The sequence below is a fragment of the Pseudomonas carassii genome (genome assembly GCF_036324045.1).
Taxonomy (GTDB): Bacteria; Pseudomonadota; Gammaproteobacteria; order Pseudomonadales; family Pseudomonadaceae; genus Aquipseudomonas; species Aquipseudomonas peradeniyensis.
The window spans coordinates 78,834-101,112 of sequence record NZ_JAZDCT010000012.1 but is presented as its reverse complement, the minus strand read 5'-3'; the positions used below and the strand labels follow the sequence as shown (position 1 = coordinate 101,112).

At 64.9% G+C, this 22,279-nt stretch carries 24 protein-coding genes and 1 tRNA gene; 20 read left to right on the top strand and 5 right to left on the bottom strand.

Features of this window, described 5'->3' with window-relative positions; all coding sequences use genetic code 11:
• Positions 1–2 precede the first annotated feature (2 nt).
• Complete coding sequence (locus V0R62_RS11445) at positions 3–683, top strand: SDR family NAD(P)-dependent oxidoreductase (protein WP_330103797.1); 681 nt, start codon at positions 3–5, stop codon at positions 681–683.
• 9 nt (positions 684–692) lie between these two features.
• Here V0R62_RS11445 and murI read toward each other — a convergent pair whose 3' ends face one another.
• The 5 genes from murI to hemA are packed head-to-tail and all read right to left on the bottom strand — an operon-like array spanning position 693 to position 5,419.
• Entirely contained in the window at positions 693–1,490 is a 798-nt protein-coding gene (gene murI / locus V0R62_RS11440) for a glutamate racemase (protein WP_330103796.1), read from the bottom strand.
• Positions 1,483–2,238 (bottom strand): molybdopterin-synthase adenylyltransferase MoeB, encoded by a 756-nt coding sequence (locus V0R62_RS11435; protein ID WP_330103795.1) that lies wholly within the window; start codon positions 2,236–2,238, stop codon positions 1,483–1,485. The genes murI and V0R62_RS11435 overlap by 8 nt, the downstream gene beginning before the upstream one ends.
• Positions 2,232–3,062, bottom strand: coding sequence for a peptide chain release factor N(5)-glutamine methyltransferase (gene prmC / locus V0R62_RS11430; RefSeq protein ID WP_330103794.1), 831 nt, complete (start codon positions 3,060–3,062; stop codon positions 2,232–2,234). Before prmC ends, V0R62_RS11435 begins: the two co-directional genes overlap by 7 nt.
• Positions 3,063–4,145, bottom strand: coding sequence for a peptide chain release factor 1 (gene prfA, locus V0R62_RS11425; protein ID WP_028691144.1), 1,083 nt, complete (start codon positions 4,143–4,145; stop codon positions 3,063–3,065).
• Positions 4,142–5,419, bottom strand: a complete 1,278-nt coding sequence (gene hemA, locus V0R62_RS11420) for a glutamyl-tRNA reductase (RefSeq protein WP_330103793.1) — start codon at positions 5,417–5,419, stop codon at positions 4,142–4,144. Before hemA ends, prfA begins: the two co-directional genes overlap by 4 nt.
• A 530-nt stretch (positions 5,420–5,949) precedes the next feature.
• Here hemA and V0R62_RS11415 point away from each other — a divergent pair.
• From V0R62_RS11415 to V0R62_RS11330, 19 genes are all read left to right on the top strand, one after another.
• Positions 5,950–7,671 (top strand): tetratricopeptide repeat protein, encoded by a 1,722-nt coding sequence (locus V0R62_RS11415; protein WP_330103792.1) that lies wholly within the window; start codon positions 5,950–5,952, stop codon positions 7,669–7,671.
• Positions 7,672–7,674: 3 nt separating this feature from the next.
• Complete coding sequence (lolB, locus tag V0R62_RS11410) at positions 7,675–8,292, top strand: lipoprotein insertase outer membrane protein LolB (RefSeq protein ID WP_330103791.1); 618 nt, start codon at positions 7,675–7,677, stop codon at positions 8,290–8,292.
• Between the two features lie 4 nt (positions 8,293–8,296).
• Positions 8,297–9,157, top strand: coding sequence for a 4-(cytidine 5'-diphospho)-2-C-methyl-D-erythritol kinase (ispE, locus tag V0R62_RS11405; protein WP_330103790.1), 861 nt, complete (start codon positions 8,297–8,299; stop codon positions 9,155–9,157).
• Positions 9,158–9,177: 20 nt separating this feature from the next.
• A tRNA-Gln gene (locus tag V0R62_RS11400) sits at positions 9,178–9,252 on the top strand.
• A gap of 45 nt (positions 9,253–9,297) precedes the next feature.
• Positions 9,298–10,239 carry a ribose-phosphate pyrophosphokinase gene (locus tag V0R62_RS11395; protein ID WP_016391678.1) on the top strand — a complete coding sequence of 314 codons (942 nt, stop codon included), beginning with the start codon at positions 9,298–9,300 and terminating at the stop codon, positions 10,237–10,239.
• A 123-nt stretch (positions 10,240–10,362) separates the two neighbouring features.
• Positions 10,363–10,959, top strand: coding sequence for a 50S ribosomal protein L25/general stress protein Ctc (locus V0R62_RS11390; RefSeq protein ID WP_011532196.1), 597 nt, complete (start codon positions 10,363–10,365; stop codon positions 10,957–10,959).
• Between the two features lie 79 nt (positions 10,960–11,038).
• The gene (gene pth, locus V0R62_RS11385; protein WP_023629555.1) at positions 11,039–11,623 is read left to right on the top strand and encodes an aminoacyl-tRNA hydrolase; all 585 of its coding nucleotides are present in this window, start codon (positions 11,039–11,041) and stop codon (positions 11,621–11,623) included.
• A gap of 23 nt (positions 11,624–11,646) precedes the next feature.
• Complete coding sequence (ychF, locus tag V0R62_RS11380) at positions 11,647–12,747, top strand: redox-regulated ATPase YchF (RefSeq protein ID WP_028691150.1); 1,101 nt, start codon at positions 11,647–11,649, stop codon at positions 12,745–12,747.
• Positions 12,748–13,251: 504 nt separating this feature from the next.
• Complete coding sequence (locus V0R62_RS11375; RefSeq protein ID WP_280081268.1) at positions 13,252–13,716, top strand: phage tail protein; 465 nt, start codon at positions 13,252–13,254, stop codon at positions 13,714–13,716.
• A 92-nt stretch (positions 13,717–13,808) separates the two neighbouring features.
• Positions 13,809–14,924, top strand: a complete 1,116-nt coding sequence (locus V0R62_RS11370) for a DUF2586 domain-containing protein (RefSeq protein ID WP_330103789.1) — start codon at positions 13,809–13,811, stop codon at positions 14,922–14,924.
• Between the two features lie 3 nt (positions 14,925–14,927).
• Positions 14,928–15,377, top strand: coding sequence for a phage protein (locus V0R62_RS11365; RefSeq protein ID WP_186714152.1), 450 nt, complete (start codon positions 14,928–14,930; stop codon positions 15,375–15,377).
• The gene (locus V0R62_RS11360; protein ID WP_330103788.1) at positions 15,377–15,583 is read left to right on the top strand and encodes a TraR/DksA family transcriptional regulator; all 207 of its coding nucleotides are present in this window, start codon (positions 15,377–15,379) and stop codon (positions 15,581–15,583) included. Before V0R62_RS11365 ends, V0R62_RS11360 begins: the two co-directional genes overlap by 1 nt.
• Before the next feature lie 55 nt (positions 15,584–15,638).
• Entirely contained in the window at positions 15,639–15,926 is a 288-nt protein-coding gene (locus tag V0R62_RS11355) for a putative phage tail assembly chaperone (RefSeq protein ID WP_050703720.1), read from the top strand.
• Positions 15,927–15,946: 20 nt separating this feature from the next.
• Positions 15,947–16,093: a DUF6890 family protein gene (locus V0R62_RS26805; RefSeq protein ID WP_408005667.1), complete on the top strand. Its 147-nt coding sequence runs from the start codon at positions 15,947–15,949 to the stop codon at positions 16,091–16,093.
• A gap of 6 nt (positions 16,094–16,099) precedes the next feature.
• Complete coding sequence (locus tag V0R62_RS11350) at positions 16,100–18,214, top strand: phage tail tape measure protein (protein WP_330103787.1); 2,115 nt, start codon at positions 16,100–16,102, stop codon at positions 18,212–18,214.
• On the top strand, positions 18,214–18,531 hold the full coding sequence (locus V0R62_RS11345) for a DUF2590 family protein (protein ID WP_088852557.1): 318 nt from the start codon (positions 18,214–18,216) through the stop codon (positions 18,529–18,531). Before V0R62_RS11350 ends, V0R62_RS11345 begins: the two co-directional genes overlap by 1 nt.
• A complete protein-coding gene (locus V0R62_RS11340; RefSeq protein WP_330103786.1) occupies positions 18,528–19,700 on the top strand; it encodes a baseplate J/gp47 family protein in 1,173 nt (390 codons plus the stop codon). The genes V0R62_RS11345 and V0R62_RS11340 overlap by 4 nt, the downstream gene beginning before the upstream one ends.
• The gene (locus V0R62_RS11335) at positions 19,697–20,221 is read left to right on the top strand and encodes a phage tail protein (RefSeq protein ID WP_330103785.1); all 525 of its coding nucleotides are present in this window, start codon (positions 19,697–19,699) and stop codon (positions 20,219–20,221) included. The genes V0R62_RS11340 and V0R62_RS11335 overlap by 4 nt, the downstream gene beginning before the upstream one ends.
• A gap of 9 nt (positions 20,222–20,230) precedes the next feature.
• A complete protein-coding gene (locus V0R62_RS11330) occupies positions 20,231–22,279 on the top strand; it encodes a phage tail-collar fiber domain-containing protein (protein WP_330103784.1) in 2,049 nt (682 codons plus the stop codon).

Genomic DNA, 22,279 nt, shown 5'->3' with positions numbered 1-22,279 from the left:
GCATGACACGTCGTTTCTGGGTTACAGGAGCCGGCCACGGACTCGGCCTGGCCTTGGTGGAACAGTTGCTCGCACAAGGGCACACGGTGGCCGCCAGTGGCAAGGATAGCCAGGAACTCGACAGCCTGGGGGAGCTTCACGGAGCACGCTTGCTGCGGCTTTTCGGCCCCTTGCAGGATGCCGGCCAGCGGCTTCAGGCCGCCTGGGGGGCGCTGGATTGTCTGCTGGTAAATGCCGGGAGCTGCGACTATCTGCCGGACAATTTGGCAAATGCAGACCTGTTCGAACAGATCGTCAGCAGCAACCTTCAAGCCACGCACCAGAGTCTGAACGCCGCGCTGCCGTTGTTGGCCAAAGACCAGAGGCCGCAGGTCATGGTCATTCTCAGCCGCTATTCGGCATTGCAGCTGTTCGAACCGAACCAGCCGCTCAATGGCGGCAACAGCCTGCCGACATGGCTGAGCGAACAACGTAACACCCTGAGCACACTGGGCATCGACCTGACCCTAGTAGCGCCTCAGTCGCTGAAGACCCCGGTGACCTCGGTGCAGGCCATTCCGGAGCCCTGGACGGCGCAAAGCGCGGCGCAGGAGTTGCTGGCGCGCCTGGATCAGCGCCAACCCGAGCTGGTGCTGGAGGTGCTCAACCCAGGTGAACTGTGGCCACTGCCGAAGAACAGCTGACCGAGGGTTTCAAGGCAGGAAGCGCTGCACGCTGCCGGACTGGTTCCATAACAACGGCAGGACTTTCTGCAGGTTTTCCGGCTCGCCGCTGCTCCAGAACGCCGTCGGCTGCGCCGGCCCGTCGCCGAGCAACCCGCGAGCCTGCAGCAGACGTTGCAGTTGGCGCGCCACGGCAGCGCCGGTGTCGATGATCGCCACATCCACCGGCACCATCTCGGCCAGCATAGGCCGCAGGAACGGATAGTGGGTGCAGCCCAGGATCAGGGTGTCGCAGCCGGCCGCCAGCAAAGGTTTCACATAGCCCGACAGCAACTGACGCAGTTGCTCGCTGACCAGGTCCCCCGCTTCGATACGCTCGACCAGCCCAGGGCACGGCTGGGTGATCACCCGCACATCGCTGGCGAAGCGGTCGAGCAAGGCGGCGAACTTGGCGCTCTGCAGGGTACCGGTGGTGGCCAGTACGCCAACCACGCCGGAACGGGTCGCCGCAGCCGCCGGCTTGACTGCCGGCTCCATCCCCACCAGCGGCCAGTCCGGGTAGAGCTCGCGCAGGTCGGCCACCGCCGCCACCGTGGCCGTGTTGCAGGCCATGACCAATGCCTTGGCGCCCAGATCATGGTAGAACCTGGCGATCAGCCGCAGACGCTGGCGAATGTAGTCCGGGGACTTCTCGCCATAGGGCACATGGCCGCTGTCGGCCAGGTAAAGCAGCGACTCGTTGGGTAGCAGGCGCTGGATCTCGGCCAGCACCGACAAACCGCCGACGCCGGAATCCATCACGCCCACCGGCGCCGAACGCTCAGCCATGGCGATTGGCACACACGACACAGGCAGGGTCGCGCTTGACCCGCAGCTCGCGCATGCGGGTGCTCAGGGCGTCGATCAGCAACAGACGGCCGATCAGTGGCTCGCCGAAACCGGCCAGCAACTTCAGCGCTTCCAGCGCCTGCAGGCTGCCGACCAGCCCCACCAGTGGGCCGATCACCCCGGCCTCGCTGCAGGTCAGCTCGGCCTCGCTGCCATGGCCATACAGGCAGTGGTAGCAGGGGCTGGTGTCGTGGCGGGTGTCGAACACCGACAACTGACCTTCGAGGCGGATCGCCGCGCCGCTGACCAACGGTTTGCCCGCAACCACGCAGGCGGCATTGACCGCCTCGCGGGTGCCGAAGTTGTCGGAGCAGTCGAGCACCACATCGACCGCAGCCACCGCGGCGGCCAGCGAATCCTCATCCAGCGCCCGGCGATGGGCGACCAGGCTGATTTCCGGGTTGATCGCCTGCAAACGCTTGATGGCCGAATCGACCTTGCTCATGCCGACGCTGTCGCTGTCGTGGATCACCTGGCGTTGCAGGTTGGTCAGGTCGACGGTGTCGAAATCGGCCAGGTGCAGCTCACCGACACCCGCCGCGGCGAGGTACAGCGCCACCGGCGAGCCCAGCCCGCCGAGGCCGATGACCAGGGCCTTGCCGTGTTTCAAGCGCAACTGGCCGTCGATATCCACCTGCGACAGCAGAATCTGCCGGCTGTAGCGCAACAGCTCCTGATCGCTCAGCATGGCAGCCGCCCCAGGCTGATACGTTCGTGGCCGCCCAGGTCGACGCGGCTGGCGACGTCGACGAAGCCGGCCGCCATCAGCAGGTCGCGTACGGCGGGCGCCTGGTCATAGCCATGCTCGAGTAGCAGCCAACCTCCGGGCAGCAGGTGTGCCGGGGCCTGGGCGACGATCACCCGCAGGTCGTCCAGCCCGTCCTCGCCGGCCACCAGGGCGCTGCTGGGTTCGAAGCGCACGTCACCGGCCACCAGGTGCGGATCGGCGACGCGGATATAGGGCGGGTTGCTGAGAATCAGGTCGAAACGCTCACCTGCGAGGGCACCGAACCAGTGGCTGGCGCGCACCTGGACATTGCCCAGGCCCAGGCGCTGGCGGTTGCGCTCGGCCAGGGCCACGGCCTCGTCAATGCGGTCCACCGCGGTAACCTGCCACCCCGGGCACTCACTGGCCAGGGCCAGGGCGATGGCCCCGGTGCCGGTGCCCAGGTCGAGTACCCGGGCAGGCGTGGGCGGCACGAGCTCAAGCGCGGTCTCAACCAGCAACTCGGTGTCCGGACGCGGAATCAGCGTGTGTGGCGCGACTTCCAGGTCCAGTTTCCAGAACCCCTGCTGGCCGAGGATATAGGCCACCGGCTCACCGGCGCGACGCCGTTCGAGGTAGTCGGCGAACACCTGCGCTGCCTCGCTGCTGACGATACGCTCGGGCCAGGTGTGCAGGAAGCTGCGCGACTTGCCCAGGGCCGCGGCCAGGAGCAGTTCGGCGTCCAGCCGTTCGGTCGGCGAGTCTGGCAACTGCGCGTTGCGCAGCAGGCTGGCGATGATGGTCATTCAATCCCCCAGGGCGGCCAGCTGATCGGCCTGGTATTCGGCCAGCAACGGCTCGATCACGGCCTCCACGCCACCGGCGAGGATATCGTCCAGGGAGTAGAGGGTGAGGTTGATACGGTGGTCGGTGACCCGGCCCTGTGGATAGTTGTAGGTGCGGATGCGCTCGGAGCGGTCGCCCGAGCCCACCAGCAGCTTGCGCTCGCTGGCGATGGCGTTCTGCGCGGCGCTGGTCTGCATGTCGTTGAGCTTGGCCGACAGCCAGGACATGGCGCGGGCACGGTTCTTGTGCTGCGAACGCTCTTCCTGGCACTCGACCACGATGCCGGTGGGCAAGTGGGTGATGCGGATCGCCGAGTCGGTCTTGTTGACGTGCTGGCCGCCGGCCCCGGAGGCGCGGTAGGTGTCCACGCGCAGGTCGGCCGGGTTGATCTCGATGGCCACCTGCTCGTCGGGTTCGGGCAGCACCGCCACGGTGCAGGCCGAGGTGTGGATGCGGCCCTGGGATTCGGTTTCCGGCACCCGCTGCACACGGTGCGCGCCGGACTCGAACTTAAGCTTGCCGTAGACGCTATCGCCTTCGACCCGGGCGATGATTTCCTTGTAGCCGCCGTGCTCGCCTTCGTTCTCGGAGAGGATCTCCAGGCGCCAGCCGCGTTTCTCGGCGTAGCGCGAGTACATGCGGAACAGGTCGCCGGAGAAGATCGCCGCCTCGTCGCCGCCAGTGCCGGCGCGGATTTCGAGGAACACGTTGCGCCCGTCATTGGGGTCCTTGGGCAGCAGCATGCGCTGCAGTTGCGACTCCAGGCCCACCAGTTGCTCTTTCGCTTCCCGCACTTCTTCGACCGCCATCTCGCGCAGGTCGGGGTCGGCGTCCTTGAGCAGCGCCTGGGCGCCCTCGAGGTCGTCCTGGACCTTGCGCCAGCCTTGATAGCAGGCAATCACCGGCTCGACTTCGGCGTACTCGCGGGAGTAGGCGCGAAAGCGCGTCTGGTCGGAAATGACTTCGGCGTCACCGAGCAGCGCGGTGAGTTCCTCGAAGCGATCCTGGAGCGTGTCCAGTTTGTTCAGCAGCGACGCTTTCATTGCGGGGATTTGTCCGTCGAGCCCTCATGGAGGGCGAAGAGTTCCTGGGCCATGGCCAGCGCATCGAGGCGGCCTTCGGCGGAGAGCTTTTTCAGTTGCACGCTGGGGGCGTGCAGGAGCTTGTTGGTCAGGCCCCGGGCCAGTTGCATCAGCACGTCCTCGGGGTTGCCGCCGTTGCCGAGCAGGCGCAGGGCCTTTTGCAGTTCTTCGTCGCGCAGGCGCTCACTTTGCTGGCGGTAGGCCTTGAGCACATCCACCGCCGCCAGCTCGCGCAGGCGCGCCATGAAATCATCGGCGCCGGCCGACACCAGTTCTTCGGCGGCCTGGGCCGCGCCCTGGCGGCTCTTGAGGTTTTCCGCGACCACTTCGTGCAGGTCGTCGACGGTATAGAGGTAGACGTCGTCCAGCTCGCCCACCTGCGGCTCGATATCCCGCGGCACGGCGATGTCGACCATGAAGATCGGCTTGTGTCGGCGCTGCTTCAGCGCGCTTTCCACCGCGCCCTTGCCGAGGATCGGCAGCTGGCTGGCGGTGGAGCTGATGACGATGTCGCTGTTGGCCAGTTCCTGCGGGATGTCCGAGAGCAGCACGGCATGGGCGCCGAACTGCTCGGCGAGAATGCTGGCGCGCTCGAGGGTGCGGTTGGCCACGACGATGCGGCGCACGCCCTGCTCGTGCAGGTGGCGGGCGACCAGGGTGATGGTCTCGCCGGCGCCGATCAGCAGCGCCTGGCTGCGGCCCAGGTCGGAGAAGATCTGCCGGGCCAGGCTGACCGCGGCGAACGCCACCGAGACCGGGTTTTCGCCGATGGCGGTGTCGGTGCGCACTTGCTTGGCGGCGCTGAAGGTAGCCTGGAACAGGCGCCCGAGCAGCGGCCCGACGGTGCCGGCCTCGCGGGCCACGGCGTAGGCCGACTTCATCTGGCCGAGGATCTGCGGCTCGCCGAGCACCAGCGAATCGAGGCCGGAGGCCACGCGCATCATGTGCCGGACCGCGTCGTGCTCCTCGTGGACGTAGGCGCTGGCGCGCAGTTCGTCGAGGCTCAACTGGTGATAGTCGGCCAGCCATTGCAGCACGGCGTCGGCGGCGAGGTGGTCCTGCTCTATATACAGTTCGCTGCGGTTGCAGGTGGACAGGATCGCCGCCTCACGGCTGGCGGTCAGTCGGCAGAGCTGCTGCAGGGCATCGACCAGCTGCTCGGGCGTAAACGCCACGCGCTCGCGTACGTCTACCGAGGCAGTCTTATGGTTGATACCAAGTGCAAGAAAGGCCATGCAAGGTCGCTGGTTGGGACGTGAAGCCGATAATTGTCCTACTTCGCAGGTTTTAGAACAACCACCGTTCGCTATTGTGGTGATGCGGCGTGCCTATCGCCCCGCTCCGCCCCCATCCCTGCCGTTGCCGTTGCCGTTGCCGTTGCCGTTGCCGTTGCCGTTGCCGTTGCCGTTGCCGTTGCCGTTCAAGAGTCTAGCGCCATACCCAGCTAGCGACAGCTGCGCCAGTCCAGGCGCCGCCCGTACCTTCGCGACTTCAGGAGGCCTGCGTTCGGCCTCCTGAAGTCGCAATTGGTGTTGCCTGGACTACCGCGCGCTTAGAAGCAAAAGCAAAAACAAGGGCAAGGGCAAGGGCAAGGGCAAGGGCAAGGGCAAGGGCAGGATGCCGTGAGTGGTTGCGAACCACCGCTCCGGCTCATTGTCCCTATACTCCGAAGCAGCGCTTCACACCACGACCTTCGCAGGTGGGTTTGCCCTCGCGCTTGTGTCATCATGCTCCGACCGCCGGTTTAGCCTCTTTATAAGCCTCTATGAACAAATCCTACGCATTGCTGCTTGCCCTCGCCCTGCTTCAAGGCTGCCAAAGCCTGGCCCCGAAGACGGACGTTCAGTCGCCCGCCGTCGAAGCCGGCAAGAGCGCGGAAAAGCCCGTGGTGTACGGATCGTTCAAGCAGGACACCCTGTACAGCCTGCTGGTGGCGGAGCTGGCCGGCCAGCGCAACCGCTTCGACATCGCCCTGGCCAACTACGTCGACCAGGCCGAAAAGACCCAGGATCCGGCCGTTTCCGAGCGCGCCTATCGCATCGCCGAGTACCTGGGCGCCGACGAACCGGCCCTGGACACCGCGCTGATCTGGGCCCGCAACGACCCGCAAAACCTCGACGCCCAGCGCGCCGCGGCCATCCAGCTGGCCCGTGCCGGACGCTACGACGATTCCATGACCTACATGGAAAAGGTGCTGCAGGGCCAGGGCGACACCCACTTCGACTTCCTTGCCCTGGCGGCCGCCGAGACCGACCAGAGCACCCGTGACGGCTTGATGCAGAGCTTCGACCGCCTGCTGGTGAAATACCCCGACAACGGCCAGCTGGTATTCGGCAAGGCCCTGCTGCTGAACCAGGACGACAAGCCGCAACAGGCCCTCGACCTGCTCGAGGCCCATCCGCCGAAGAACGGCGAAATCGCCCCGGTACTGCTGCGCGCCCGCCTGCTGCAAGCCATGGACCGTGGCCCCGAGGCCCTGCCACTGCTGCGTGGGGCGATCCGCGACAACCCCGAGGACAAGCGCCTGCGCCTGACCTACGCCCGCACCCTGGTCGAGCAGGACCGTATCGATGACGCCAAGGCCGAATTCGAAAGCCTGCTGCAGCAGTACCCCGAAGACGACGAGATCCGCTACTCGCTGGCCCTGGTGTGCCTCGAAACCAAGCACTGGGACGAAGCCGAGGGCTACCTGCAGGAACTGGTCGAACGTGACGCCAACGTCGACGCCGCCCACCTCAACCTGGGCCGCATCCGCGAAGAGCGCAGCCAGCCGGCCGCCGCCCTGCGCGAATACGCCCTGGTCGGCCCCGGCCCGGACTACCTGCCGGCACAACTGCGCCAGGCCGATATCCTCATCGCCAACGGCCGCAGCGTCGAAGCCTCGCGGATACTCGCCGAAGCCCGCGAGGCCCAGCCGGACTACGCCATCCAGCTGTACCTGATCGAAGCCGAAAGCCTGGGCAACAACGGCAAGGAGGCCCAGGCCGGTCAAGTGCTGGAGCAAGCGATCAAGCGCTACCCGGACGACCTCAACCTGCTCTACACCCGCGCCATGCTCGCCGAAAAACGCAACGACCTGGCGCAGATGGAGAAAGACCTGCGCGCCATCCTTGCCCGCGAGCCGGAAAACGCCATGGCCCTCAACGCCCTGGGCTATACCCTGGCCGATCGCACCACCCGCTACAGCGAGGCCAAGGCGCTGATCGACAAGGCCCACCAGCTCACCCCGGACGACCCGGCGGTGCTCGACAGCCTGGGCTGGGTGGCCTATCGCATGGGCAACCTCGAGGAAGCCGAACGCCAGCTGCGCCTGGCCTTCGAGCGCTTCCCCGACCATGAAGTCGCCGCCCACCTGGGCGAAGTCCTCTGGGCCAACGGCAAACGCCGCGAAGCCCGCCAAGTCTGGGCCAAGGGCTTCGAAGCCCAGGCCGACAGCCCTATCCTGCGCAAGACCCTGCTGCGCCTGACCGGATCCGAGAGCCTGTAAACCATGTTCCTGCGTCATTGCATCACCTTCACCCTCATCGCCCTGCTCGCCGGCTGCGCCGGCTTCGGCAGCAAGGAAGCCGTGCAAGGCCAGGGCAACCCGCAGCTGTGGCGCGAGCACAAGCAGCAGCTCGGCAACCTCGACGGCTGGCAGATCAACGGCAAGGTCGGCATCCGCGCCCCACGCGACTCCGGCAGCGGCACCTTGTTCTGGCTGCAACGCCAGGACTACTACGACATCCGCCTGGCCGGCCCGCTGGGCCGCGGCGCGGCGCGCCTGACCGGGCGCCCCGGCGGCGTGGTGCTGGAAGTGGCCAACCAGGGCCGCTACGAGGCCGCCAACCCCGAGGCGCTGCTGGAAGAACAACTGGGCTGGCGCCTGCCGGTGTCGCACCTGGTCTGGTGGGTGCGCGGCCTGCCCGCTCCGGACAGCAAGAGCCAGCTGACCCTCGACGGCGACAGCCGCCTGGCCAGCCTTCACCAGGATGGCTGGCAGGTCGAGTACCTGAGCTATGTGGAGCAGAACGGCTACTGGCTGCCCGAGCGCCTCAAGCTGCACGGCGAGAACATCGACGTGACCCTGGTGGTCAAGGACTGGCAGCCACGCCAGCTGGGGCACTGAGCCGATGCACAAGCTGACCCTGCCCGCCCCGGCCAAGCTCAACCTGTGGCTGCACATCACCGGCCGCCGCGCCGACGGCTACCACGAGCTGGAAACCGTGTTCCAGTTCCTCGAGCACGGCGACGAACTGAGCTTCGTCCTGCGCGACGACGGTCAGATCCGCCTGCAGACTGAAATTGAAGGCGTGCCCCACGACAGCAACCTGATCGTCCGCGCCGCGCGCCTGCTGCAGGCTCAGTCCGGCACCCCGCTCGGCGCCGACATCTGCCTGCACAAGGTACTGCCCATGGGCGGCGGCATCGGTGGCGGCAGCTCGGACGCTGCCACCACCCTGCTGGCGCTCGCCCACCTGTGGCAACTGGACTGGGACGAAGACCGCCTGGCCAGCCTGGGCCTGTCGCTCGGCGCCGATGTGCCGGTGTTCGTCCGTGGCCACGCGGCCTTCGCCCAGGGTGTCGGCGAGCAGCTGACCCCGGTCGACCCCGAGGAACCCTGGTATGTCGTACTGGTGCCGCAAGTGTCTGTCAGCACAGCGGAAATTTTTTCGCATCCGGAGTTGACACGTGATTCCCTCCCCCTTAAGATGCGCCCCGTTCCCGAGGGAAACAGTCGAAATGACTGCCAACCGGTAGTAGAGCAACGGTACCCTGAAGTTCGCAATGCGCTGATTTCACTGGGTAAATTCACCGAAGCACGAATGACCGGCACTGGAAGTTGTGTGTTTGGGGCCTTCCCAAGCAAAGCCGAAGCTGATAGAGTTCTGGCCCTTCTTTCAGAGACCCAAACAGGGTTTGTGGCGAAAGGAAGCAATGTTTCGATGTTGCATCGCAAGCTGCAAGTTCTGATCAAGAAGTCGAGTTCATAAGAATTCGCAGCAACAGATACAGGGGCGTCGCCAAGCGGTAAGGCAGCAGGTTTTGATCCTGCCATGCGTTGGTTCGAATCCAGCCGCCCCTGCCATTTCTTATACTCATCCAGGTTACCCTCAGCCTTCAGGTACTGCGCGTGTCCAAGATGATGGTCTTCACGGGGAATGCCAACCCCGATCTGGCTCGGCGTGTCGTACGTCAGCTGCATATTCCACTGGGTGATGTTTCTGTCGGTAAATTCTCCGACGGCGAAATCAGTGCTGAAATCAATGAAAATGTCCGCGGTAAGGACGTCTTCATCATTCAGCCCACCTGTGCTCCAACCAACGACAATCTGATGGAACTGGTCGTGATGGCAGATGCCTTCCGCCGCTCCTCAGCGTCGCGAATCACCGCCGTGATTCCCTACTTCGGATACGCCCGCCAGGACCGCCGTCCGCGTTCGGCACGTGTAGCCATCAGCGCCAAAGTCGTCGCTGACATGCTCACTGTCGTGGGTATCGACCGTGTTCTCACCGTCGACCTGCACGCTGACCAGATCCAGGGTTTCTTCGATATCCCCGTCGACAACATCTACGGCTCGCCCGTACTGGTCGACGACATCGAGGACCAGCGTTTCGAGAACCTGATGATCGTTTCCCCGGACATCGGTGGCGTGGTGCGTGCTCGCGCCGTCGCCAAGTCCCTGGGCGTCGATCTCGGGATCATCGACAAGCGCCGCGAGAAGGCTAACCACTCCGAGGTTATGCACATCATCGGCGACGTCGAAGGACGCACCTGCATCCTGGTAGACGACATGGTCGACACCGCCGGCACCCTGTGCCACGCGGCCAAGGCCCTGAAAGAACACGGTGCCGCCAAGGTCTACGCCTACTGCACGCACCCTGTCCTGTCGGGCCGCGCGATCGAGAACATCGAGAAGTCGGTACTGGACGAGCTGGTGGTGACCAACACCGTGCCGCTGTCCGCCGCTGCTCAAGCCTGTGACCGTATCCGCCAGCTGGATATCGCACCGGTTGTCGCTGAAGCGGTCCGCCGCATCAGCAACGAAGAATCGATCAGCGCGATGTTCCGCTAAGCGGAACACTCGCTGACGAAAAGCGCCCCGCCCCAACACTGGTTGTTGGGGCGGGGCTTTTTTGCCATCCCCGTCTGGCGCTGGTCGCAAACGCCTTTCGGGAGGCTAATTTGGAGAAACAAAATGACTGACTTCATCCTGAACGCCCAAGCGCGTACTGACCTGGGGAAAGGTGCGAGCCGCCGCCTGCGTCACTCCGCCAACATCCCTGCCGTTGTCTACGGTGGCGATAAAGAAGCCCAATCCCTGACCATCGTGGCCAAGGAAATCGCCAAGCTGTTCGAAAACGAAGCTGCCTTCAGCCACGTGATCGAACTGAACGTCGACGGCGCCAAGCAGAACGTCGTGGTCAAGGCCATGCAGCGTCACCCAGCCAAAGGCTTCATCATGCACGCCGACTTCGTTCGCGTCGTTGCTGGCCAGAAGCTGACCGCCAAGGTTCCAGTTCACTTCGTCGGCGAAGAAGCCCCGATCAAGAAAGGCGGCGAGATCTCGCACGTCGTTTCCGAGATCGAAGTGTCCTGCGAAGCCAAGGACCTGCCTGAGTTCATCGAAGTCGACCTGTCCAAGGCCGAAGTCGGCACCATCATCCACCTGTCGGACCTGAAAGCTCCGAAAGGCGTAGAGTTCGTCGCTCTGGCCCACGGTGATGACAAAGCTGTTGCCAACGTCCACGCCCCGCGCGTTGCCGCTGAAGCTGCTGAAGGCGCTGCCGAGTAATCCACTCGCACGCCGGCGTTGATCGGGTTACAGTGCCGCGCGCACCGTAACCCACCAACTCCAAGGAAGAGCCCCTGACGTGACCGCCATCCAGTTGATCGTCGGCCTGGGTAACCCCGGCCCCGAATACGAACAGACCCGGCATAACGCAGGGGCTCTTTTCGTTGAACGCCTCGCCAGCGCCCAGCGCGTTTCGCTGTCCGCTGACAAAAAGTATTTCGGCCTGACGGCTAAATTCAGCCATCAGGGCAACGATGTTCGCCTGTTGATCCCCACCACCTACATGAACCGTAGCGGCCAGTCCGTGGCGGCTCTGGCCAATTTCTTCCGCATCAAGCCGGAAGCGATCCTGGTGGCCCACGACGAACTCGACCTGCCTCCCGGCGTCGCCAAGCTCAAGAGAGGCGGCGGCCACGGTGGGCACAACGGCCTGCGCGACATCATCGCGCAGCTCGGCAACCAGAACGACTTCCACCGCCTGCGGCTTGGCATCGGCCACCCGGGCGACGCCAAACTGGTCTCCAACTTCGTCCTGGGCCGGGCGCCACGCGCCGAGCAGGAGAAGCTCGACGCCAGCATCGATTTTGCCCTCGGCGTGATGCCCGACGTGCTGGCCGGCGACTTCGCCAAGGCCATGCGCGAACTGCACAGCCAGAAGGCCTGACACTTTACGAAAGGGGAATACCCATGGGTTTCAATTGCGGCATCGTCGGCCTGCCCAACGTCGGCAAGTCCACCCTGTTCAACGCCCTGACCAAGTCTGGCATCGCGGCGGAGAACTTCCCCTTCTGCACCATCGAGCCGAACAGCGGCATCGTGCCGATGCCCGACGCGCGCCTCAACGCGCTGGCCGAGATCGTCAAGCCGAACCGCATCCTGCCGACCACCATGGAGTTCGTCGACATCGCCGGTCTGGTCGCCGGTGCCTCCAAGGGTGAAGGCCTGGGCAACAAGTTCCTCGCCAACATCCGCGAGACCGACGCCATCGCCCACGTGGTGCGCTGCTTCGAAGACGAGAACGTGATCCACGTCTCCAACAGCGTCGACCCCAAGCGCGACATCGAGATCATCGACCTCGAGCTGATCTTCGCCGACCTCGACAGCTGCGAGAAGCAACTGCAGAAGGTCGCCCGCAACGCCAAGGGCGGCGACAAGGAAGCCCTGGCACAGAAGGCCATCCTCGAGCAGCTCATCCCCCACTTCACCGAAGGCAAGCCTGCGCGCAGCCTGATGAAGAACATGAGCGCCGAAGACAAGGCGGTGATTCGCGGCTTCCACCTGCTGACCAGCAAGCCGGTCATGTACATCGCCAACGTTGCCGAAGACGGCTTCGACAACAACCCGCACCTGGACGTGGTCAAGGCCATTGCCGAGGAAGAAGGCGCGGTGGTGGTGCCGGTGTGCAACAAGATCGAAGCCGAGATCGCCGAGCTGGACGACGGTGAAGAGAAGGACATGTTCCTCGAGGCCCTAGGCCTGGAAGAGCCTGGCCTGAACCGCGTGATCCGCGCCGGTTACGAGCTGCTCAACCTGCAGACCTACTTCACTGCCGGCGTGCAGGAAGTACGTGCCTGGACCGTGCGCGTGGGCGCCACCGCCCCACAAGCGGCCGGCGTGATCCACACCGACTTCGAGAAAGGCTTCATCCGCGCCGAAGTGGTGGCCTACGACGACTTCATCCAGTTCAAGGGTGAGGGCGGCGCCAAGGAAGCCGGCAAATGGCGCCTGGAAGGCAAGGACTACATCGTCAAGGACGGTGACGTGATGCACTTCCGCTTCAACGTCTGATACCCCGCTCCTGAAAAAACCCGCTGCGGCGGGTTTTTTTTCGCCTACAGAAAAGCCCTACAACCCGCGCCCGTAAAGACCGACATGCATATCGGCAAATTTGCATGCCCAAATATTTCCATAAATGCATTGACTGCATATGCATGCATGCATAATCTGTATCTCGAGCCGGACAGCAACCGGTTGTTACACAGGCAGCGATGAACAGGCCTCGACTGTTCAGAGGGTTGGCAACTGGCCCGGGTGTGCAGCGTAAAGCACCACGATCAGTTTTCCGGCGGGCAGACGGCCGCGGTCGGAGTCACCAATTCGAAGCGCAACCGCATGGCGTCACCAGTCGTGGCCAGCGGTTCGACAACGCATTACTGAAAAGCCTGCATGGCGGGCTTTTTGGAATGCCGAGCATGACTTCGGCGGTTCTCCGAACCCTGTGGAAGCGGGCAATCCCCCCACGTACTCAACGATGAATTTCTCAGCCACCTCGCCCTGTACGGAGGCCTCCCCATGAACCAGTTGAAAGCACTCACCACCTACCTGCTCGAACGCAAGCTGGTGCCTGCCGGGCAACTGCACGCCTGGGCCCAGCAGCTGGACCTGCAACTGGCCTGGACGCAAACCGAACTGGGCCTGCACATGGGCAACCTGCGCTACCGCGCCCTGTTCGACTTCGACGACTTCAGCGGTCATCCCGGGCGCCTGATGGCGCTCGCCGGCAGCTGGCTGGAAACCAACGACCCCGGGCGTCACCTGTTCGCCCTGCCGGCGCCGACCCTCGCCGTCAAGCAGAAGGTCCCGGGCAGCGACCTGCTCGATGTGTCGCTGGTCCTGGAGTTCGTCGAGCCCCTTTACCTGACCGAGGACGCGGCCGGCGAGATCGAGGTCTTCGGCAAGACCTGGTCATTCCAACCCTATGACCTGTGGGTCGCCGAGCAAGGCGAAATCGCCCTGCAGGCCAGTCCCCTCCCCTGACCCATTACCCGGGCTGCATTGCCCGACCCGCCCGCGACCTGATCGACAGGTCCTGGCACACCCCTTCAATCACCCCGCTAACGAGGCAACCTATGGCACTCGGTAAAATCAGCGTGAACAATCTCAACCTCGGCCAGGGTGCCGTGACCGAGATCGAACGCTACTTCCTCTTCATCGGCCCCGCCGCCAAGAACGTCGGCAAGCTGTTGACCCTGAACACGGACAGCGATCTGGACAACGAGCTGGGCGTGGCCGCCAGCGACCTGAAGACCCAACTGATCGCCGCCCGGGCCAACGGTGGCGACCGCTGGGCCTGCCTGGCCGCGCCGATCGGCGCCGAAGGCGACTGGGCAAGCGCCCTGGAGTACGCCCAGCAACACGGCTACTCGGTGGAAGGCATCGTCATCACCAAGCCGGCGACCGCCGGTGCGGAACTGCTGGCCATGCACACCGCCGCCGAACAGCTGAACGCCCGCTACGGCCGGCGCTCGTTCGTCCTGGCCGCGTCCGCCGGCATCCTGCCGACCGTGACCTGGTCGGATTACCTGCTCGAGCAGAAGGCACTCACCGGCGATGTCGCCGCGCCGCGTGTCGTGGTGGTGCCGCAGCTGCACGGCAACGACCTGGGCGTGCTCGCCGGGCGCCTGGCCAATGCCGCCTGGAGCATCGCCGATACCCCGATGCGCGTCGCCAGCGGCCCTGTCCTGGGCCTGGGCGTGGTGCCCGCGGACAAGGACGGCGTGCCACTGCCATCGGCGGTGCGCAGCGAGCTGGACAAGGCACGTTTCTCCGTCTCGCAGACCTACCCGGACTACGAGGGCGTGTACTGGGGCGATGCCAACATGCTCGACACCGCCGCCAGCGACTTCCAGGTCCTGGAATACCTGCGCCTGGCCGACAAGGCCGCCCGCCAGGTCCGCCCGCTGCTGATCCGCCGCATCGGCGACCGCCGCCTGAACAACAGCCCCGCCAGCATGGCCGCCAACACCAGCGCGCTGATGGCGCCGCTGCGGCGGATGGCCAAGGCGGTGAAGTTCGCCGGCGAAGTGTTCCCCGGCGAAATCCAGCCGCCGCGCGACGGCGACCTGGTCATCGTCTGGAAAAGCCACACCCAGGTGGAAGTGTTCATCCGCATCCGCCCGCACAACTGCCCCAAGGACATCACCGCGAACATCGCGCTGGACCTTTCCCAGGACAACCAGGAGTAACCCATGGCCAAGATCAGTGGCTTGAATTTCGACATCAACGTGGGCGACCTGAAGATCCACGTTGAGAGCGCAACCCTCGACATCGCCGACAACAGCGCCGTGGCGCAAACCAAGGGCGTGCCTGACGGCTGGGTCGCCGGCAACGTGACCGCCAACGGCGAGCTGGAGGTGGACACCAGCAACTTCAACCTGATCATCGAAGCCGCCGCCAAGGCGGGCAGCTTCCGTCAGCTGGGGACCTTCGACCAGTTGTTCTACGCCAAGACCCCCACCGACGAGATCCGCGTCGAGGCCTTCGGCTGCCGCCTCAAGATCTCCAACCTGCTCAACATCGACGCCAAGGGCGGCGAGAAGACCAAGCACAAGCTGCCGTACGACGTCACCAGCCCGGACTTCGTCCACATCAACGGCGTACCGTACCTGTCCTTCGCCGAGGTCGAGGGCCTGAGCTGATGGTGTGCCCATTCGACCGCGCCCAGGCCCTGGAACAGCTCAGGCGTGATCTGGCGATCGCCGCCGTCCGTGGCCGACGCGTGGCGACTGGGCCCAGCCTCACCCACTGCGCGGACTGTGGCGGCGATATCCCCGAGGCGCGCCGCGCCCTGGGCGGCATGCGCCGCTGCGTTCCCTGCCAGCACCTTCATGAGCGCGGCCGCTGAACACAGCGCCCGCCACGTTCTCTTCGATTCCCATATTCCAATGGAGTAGTACCCCATGACCCAACGCACCGAAATCACCCTGGAAGTCGGCGACCTGTCCCTGGACTTCGCCATCGATCCGGCGCTGATGACCAAGTACATCAACGCCCTGACCCCCTCCAACAAGGTCGCTCCGGCCAACAACCTGCTGGTCACCGCCGTGAAGCCCGAGCACAAGGACCAGCTCAAGCCGCTGCTGGCCAACCCGATGACCGTTATCCAGCTGGCCGGCGCCCTGGTCGAGGAGTACGCCCCGACCGTGGAAGTCACCGTAAAAAAGCGCTCGGCCACGCAGAGCGACTGACCGAGGACGGCCTGGGCCAGCTGCTGGCCCTGGCCGAACGCTGGCTGCCCGGTGCGCCGACCACGCCCGAGACCCTGGGCACGGCCAAATGGCTGGAGGACGAGCACTGGCGGCGAATGGAAATCGCCATCGCCAACGGCATCGCCCGTGCATTCAATGGAGGCTGATATCCCATGAGCGCGAACAACGCAATCAGCCGGCTGGATTTCATCCTGTCGCTGACCGATAAAGTCACCGCGCCGCTGGCGAGGATGACCCAAGGGTTCAACAATCTGAGCGAAAAAAGCCAGGCCGCCATCAAGCAGATCAGCGATGGCACGCAGAAGCTGCAAAGCTCTGCCGGCAGCTTTGGCACCTTCCTTGAGCCCGCCCTGGAAATGAACCGTGCCCTTGGGGATGTGCGCTCGCTCGGCGTGGCCGAGGACGCCATGGAGGCCTTGAACAAGAAAGCCCTGATGTTCTCCATCGCCTATGGCGAGAACGCCCGGGACTTCGTTGCCTCGGCGTACAAGATCGAGGGCGCGATCAAGGGGCTGTCCGGTTCCCAGCTGGCCACATTCACCTACGCCAGCAGCGTGCTGGCCAAGGCCACCAAGTCCGACCAGGGCGTGATGGCCGAGTATGTCGGCACGATGTACAACCTGCAGAAGCAGCAGGCCGACGCCATGGGCAAGGGCCAGTGGGTCAAGATCCTCGGCGGGCAGACCGCCCTGGCGGTCCAGCTGTTCCGCACCAGCGGCGAACAGATGAAGGATGGCTTCAAGGAGGCCGGCGCCCAGGCCTCCGCCGCCGGCATCGGCCTGGCCGAACAAATGGCCGTGATCGGCAGCCTGTCCGGCAGCATGGACGGCAGCGCGGCCGGCGGGCTTTACAAGGCCTTCTTCGAGAACATCGAGGACGCCTCGGACAAGCTCGGCATGAAGTTCACCGACACCAATGGCAAGGTCCTGCCGATGCTGGACATCCTGGCCAAGCTGCAGGGCAAGTTCGGCGACCTGCGCGGTGCGGCGGCCAACGCCAAGATCACCGAGGCCTTCGGCGGTGAGGCGGCCCAGCTCATCGGCGCCCTGGCCCAGGACACCGACCGCCTGAAGAACGGCATCGACAAACTCGGCCAGGTACGCGGCCTGGAACAGGCCGAACAGATGGCCAAGGCCATGGTCGCCCCCTGGCAGCAGTTCGGGGCCGCGGTAAAAGGACTGCGCATCGCCTTCGGCCAGGCGCTGATTCCCATTCTGCAACCGCTGATGACACGCCTGGTCGAGATCGCCCAGACCCTGGTCCGCTGGATCAAGCTGTTTCCCAACATTACCCGGGTGATCGCCATCGCCACCCTGGCGATCCTTGGCACCAGCGCCGCGCTGACCGCGCTTGCAGTCCTGAGTGGACTGGCCCGGATCGCCCTGCTGGGGGCACAGGCCGCCTGGGCCCTGCTCAACATGACCGGTTTGAAGAGCATCTTCATGTTCCTCCGGCACGCCTTGGTGCTGTCGATCTTCCTGACAAGCCTGATCGCCATGTACGCCTGGATGGGGATCGTGAGGCTCGCCACCCTTGCCTGGCAAGGCGCACTCTGGCTGGTGAACGCCGCACTCCTGGCCAACCCGATCATCCTCATCATCGCGGGCATCATCGCGTTGGTCGCTGCCGTGGTCCTGGTCATTGCCTACTGGGACGAGCTCAAGGCCGCGTTCCTGGACAGTGCCGCCTTCCAGTGGGTCAGCGCACAGCTGGACGCACTGAGCAAGTGGTTCACCGACATGGGGGGCTGGACCGGCATGGCCAAGGCCGCCTGGGACGGCATCGTCAAGATCTTCCGGAGTTCGCTCGACCTGGTGATCGAGTGGTTGAACAAGATCCCGGGCGTCAACATCGAGACCTCGTTCGCCGATCTGCCGGAAGCACCCAAGGTGCCAGGGCTTGCCAGCCAGGTCGCGCCGATCGGCGTACTGCCCATGAGCAGCACGCAGCCACTGCTCAAGACCCTGATGCAGGTGCCATCAGCGGCCCCGCACTCGGCTTCGATGGCACCCGCCGCCGTCGCCCCCAGCATGGCCAGCGCGCCGGTCGAGCAACTCGAGCAGCAGCGCCAGCGCATGACCCAGACCGCACTCAACCTCTCGCCGGCCAACCCGACGAGCGTTCCCCAGGGAGGCCTAATGACCCAGATCCAGAACACCACCCAGACGCAGGACCGGCGCATGCATGTCGAGAAGGTGGAGATCAACACCAGCAAGGCCATGAACCCGCTGGAGCTGGAACAGATGATGGCAATGGCGGTGGGCTGATGAGTGACTACATCGACCTGCTGATCCACGACAACGACCTGGTCCTGGACCCCTCCCACCAACCGCTGCTGATCGAGGACCGGGCCAGCATCGCCCAGGACATCGCCCACATGATCCGCGACAGCGGCCTGCTGGTGACCCTGGTGGCCGAGCGCAGCCGCCAGCGCCAGGCCGACTGCATCCTGCAACTGGAGCTGCTGGTGGAGGACGACGAGCGCCTGCTGCCGGGTACCGCGCGCGTCCTGGAAGAGCATCCGGGCCGCTACCTGGTCACGGCGAAAACCCTGAAATTCGGTGATATCGAGGTATACCTGTGAGCGACTTGGACTTTCGCAAGGTGCTGGCCGACGCCGGCATTCCCACCACTGAGGCGGCCCTGCACCAGGCCTGGGAGGCCGAAGTGGCCGCCCAGGGCAGCAAGCTCAGCAACACCAGCGCCTACTCGCCATTCTGGCGCGTGGTGACGGCGCTGGTGACCAAGCCGGTGCTGTGGCTGGTCGGTTTCATCAGCGACACCGTGCTGCCCAACTTCTTCGTCAAGACGGCCAGCGGCGCCTGGCTGGACAGCCTGGCCTGGGCGGTGAACGTCGAGCGCAAGGGCGCGACCAAGGCCCAGGGCCAGCTGTTGTTCACCCGTGAAAACAGCGCCGGCGAGCTGCTGATGCGTGCCGGCGTCGTGGTGCAATCCGCCGCGATCAACGGCCACGTCTACCAGCTGGTGACGGTCGAGGATGCTGTGTTCCCCGACGGCCGCCTGCAACAGTCGGTCAAGGTCCAGGCGCAGCAGGTCGGCAGCGGCTACAACCTGGCGCCCGGCTACTACGCCATCCTGCCCGAGCCGGTGCAGGGGATCGTCCAGGTGGTCAACGACGACGGCTGGATGACCTCGCCCGGAGCCGACCCCGAACCCGACGACCAACTGCGCCTGCGCACCCGCAACCAGTTCAGCGCGGTCAACCAGTGGCACACCGACGCGGTCTACCGCGCCATGATCGCCGCCTTCCCGGGGGTGCGCCCCGATGGCGTGTACTTCCTCCACGATGCGCCACGTGGTCCGGGCAGCGCCAACGCCTATGTGCTGTTCGACGCCGACGTGCCGGCGCAGGCGTATCTGGAGCAGATCAACGCCCATGTGCGCGACCAAGGCAACCACGGCCACGGCGACGACCTGCTGGTGATGGTCATGCCCGAGACCCGCCACGACATCGCGCTGACGGTCTGGCCGCGGACGAACCTGACGGCGAAGCGGCGCGAAGAGTTGCAGCAGGGCATCACCCAGTTCATCCGTGCGGCGTTTCGCGAAAGCACGGCCAGCGACTATCGGCCGACGCTGACTTACCCACAGTCGCGGTTCTCCTTCAGCCGCTTGGCCGAGGAGCTGCACCAGGCCTTCGCCGACATCGAGTCGCTGCATTTCGCCAGCGAGGACATCGTCTCGCAGCTGAGCATCGCGCGCATCGCCAACCTGCGGGTGGACCTGGTATGAGCCCGCTGAAACTGCCGTTCTGGCTCGCCGGCCCCGAACTGACCAAGCTCAAGGACGCCGCCCAGGCCTGGTGGGCCAGGGTGACCGAGTGGCTGCGCTGGCCGCTGCTACAGATGGACGCCGAAACCTGCCACCTCACCGTGCTGGACCTGCTCGCCTGGCAGCGGGACATCACCCGCTTCAAGGACGAACCGGAACGCCTGTACCGGCTGCGGGTGAAGTTCGCCTTCATCAACGCGGTCGATGCCGGCAGCACAGCAGGGCTCAAGCGCATCCTGCGCCGGCTCGGCGTGGGCTATGTCGAGATCGACGAACGCCTGGCCGGCCGCGACTGGGACGTGGTCCTGCTGCGCCTTTCCGACTCGCAGCTGTCGGAGAACCCCGAGCTGCTGCGGGTACTGATCCAGCAGTACGGCCGGACCTGCCGCCGCTACGACTTCGTCAGCATCACCCCCGTGACCCTGCGCATCGGCGCAGCTCAATTCAACGACGACCAGCAGACGCTGGTCGCCACGCTTTAGGAGTCCGCCGTGGCCAGAATCACTTTCGCGGGCGAAAGCCTGATCGCCCAGAAGCAGGGGGCCAAAGAAGTCCTGCAGATCACCCGTTTCATCTACGCCAATGTGCCCGGGCTCGACCCGAACACGCCGGTCGACCGCGCCGCGACCAGGCCGCCGGCCAGCCAGATCGTGCACAGCTACGACATTCCGGCGGGCAACAGCGGCTATGTGAACCCCAACCAGGTCGTCTACAGCTCGATGCTGGGCAGCGACATCGGCGACTTCGACTGGAACTGGATGGGCCTGGAAAGCGCCGAGGGCGTGCTGTTCGCCGTGGCCTACCTGCCGCTGCAGCAGAAACGGCGCAACATCCCGCCGCTGCAGATCGGCAACAACGTCACCCGCAACATCCTGGTGGAGTACAGCGGCGCCCAGGAGCTTACCGGCATCACCATCGATGCCAGCACCTGGCAGCACGACTTCACCGTGCGCCTGAAAGGCATCGACGAACGCGAGCGCCTGAGCAACCGCGACGTGTATGGGCGAGCGTGCTTCTTCGGCGACGGTTTGCAGTTCCAGAAGGTGGGTAACAACTACCAACTGGCCGCCGGCATCGCCTACCTGGAAGGCATGCGCCTGGAACTGCCCAAGGCCGTGCCGCTGAGCCCGCCGCAAGGCGCGACCCAGGTGTGGATGCATATCACCTGGCGCCGCGAGCTGAACGATGTGATCCCCAGCTGGAAGGTGGTGTATATGCCCGACCAGCAGGATTACGTCACGCCAGACGGCTGGGTCTACTGCATCCAGCTGGCGGACATCGCCAGCTCCGGGGGCATCGCCGACAAACGCAAGTCCGCCCCCATCGCCGGCCCGCTGGTGGAACACTTCGCCAGCCGCAAGTCGGTTGCGGACCTCGAGGAGGGTGTGACCTCCGCCGGCAAGGCGCGCCAGCTGGCCGAAGCGCGTCAGATCGCCTTGCAGGGCGATGTCGTCGGGCGCGTGGACTTCGACGGTTCCAGGAACGTGGCGATCCAGTCCACGCTTGCGGACATCGGCGTGGTGCCCGGGACTTACTCCAAAGTCACGATCAATGGCAAAGGCCAGGTCATCGGCAGCGAGGCACTGCTGCAGATCGACATCCCCAACCTTGACTGGAGCAAGATCACCAGCGGCAAACCGACCACCCTGCAAGGGTACGGCATCACTGATGCTGTCAAACGCGGCGACTATGGATTAGCGACCAACTTCGCCTCCCTGAGCCCGGTTGACACGATCGGATTGGCCGGCGGCTTTCACACAATAGCCGACGGCGCGACCTCGCTGGCGAACTATTGCAGCGTGCTCAACATGCCGTACTACTCCGAGAAGTTCTCGGCTCAGATCGCGATGGGCCAGGGAGGCCCTGGAGTGCGCATGTTTGCCCGCGCCACGACCAACCAGGGGCAATGGACCCCTACCGTCGAGGTGTTCCATACCGGAAACCTGACGCCCGGTGCCATCGTTCCGCCAGGGACGCTCGTCCAGACTTTCAGCCATGCGGCACCGACGGGCACGCTTCGCTGCAATGGCGCGGCCGTCAGCCGGGCGACCTTCGCAGCGTTGTTCGCGGCAATCGGCACCTCTTTCGGAGCAGGCGACGGGGCGACTACGTTCAACCTGCCAGATACCCGTGGCCTGTTCATCCGTGATGTCGATGACGGCAAAGGCCTGGATCTTGGACGAACACCGGGCACGGTCCAGCAAAACCAGAACCAGTACCACGCCCACTCAGCATCCTCGGGCAATGCCGGCTGGCACGCCCATGGCGGGAGCACCACCTCGGTCGCGGGTAGCCATACCCACGCCTTCAACTACGTGAATACGCCGACCACCCAGGATATCCCCGGGATCGGCGCGGCCATGCACCAGGCAGGCGTGAATTGGGCCGCCACCAACCGTATCCAAGCCGCCGGCGATCACAGCCATGCCCTGAACATCGTTGGCGACGGCGTTCACGCTCACCCGGTCACGGTAGATCCCTCCGGCGGTAGCGAAGCACGCCCCGTGAACATGGCCCTGTACTACTACATCAAATACTGA